General features: G+C 63.4%; 1 protein-coding gene. It reads right to left on the reverse strand.

Annotation, left to right across the window (positions count from 1 at the left end; all coding sequences use genetic code 11):
- Positions 1 to 765, reverse strand: a 765-nt coding sequence (locus AC27VO_RS16510; protein WP_488667805.1) for an Ig-like domain-containing protein, incomplete at both ends; no start/stop codon positions are given.

The raw sequence follows: 765 nt of genomic DNA on the forward strand, positions 1-765 counted from the left end.
GCCACTGGCTCATCGTCCACCACACGGATGACCAGATTGCCCGCAGCGCTTGGATCGTTATCGGTGTCGGTGACCAACACTGCAAAGCTGGCCGAGGTGGCATCCCCGGCGCTGTTGTCTGTCAGTGTGTAGCTGTAGTGGATGGTGCCCACACCGGTGGCTTCGTCGAAGGTGTAGTACGCCTTCAACTGCCCCTGCACACCCGTGACCGTCTCTACGGCAAACGTTTGCTCTGTGGTGGTCAGCGCATGCCCACCCAGGGAGACCGAGCCTACGCCGTCTGGGCTGTTAAAGCCGATGGTGCCTGCAGTGGTTTCCGTATCAGCCGCTGCGTTGGTGCCCGCTGGCTCTGTGCCTCGCACTGGCAAGCCCGCTTCGTAGACCACGGTGCCATCGCTGCCCGCGGTGGGCAAGGTAATGGTGGGGGTGCCGTCTCCAATGTTGATGGTCAACGTCGCTGTATCTGGATCGCCGTCTCCGTCCGTGAGCGTGTAGGTAAATACATCGCTCTTGCCGCCTTGCGAGCCTGCGTTGCGCACATAGCTGTAGGTGCCATCGGCGGCCAGTGTCAATACACCGTAGGCGCCGTTGATGGTGGTGGTGCCCGTCGCAGGGACGTCGACGCTGGTTGCGCCAAACGCCACCTTGGTGACGACTGCACCGTCTGCGCCCACCGTGTCCGCCACCGAGCCAGCGCCTGCACCCGTGACCACGTTGCCGTTGGTCTGGGTGCCGCCGGCCGCAATGCTGCCCACGTCATCACGG

The organism is Comamonas sp. 14P8.1.4 (assembly GCF_057799285.1).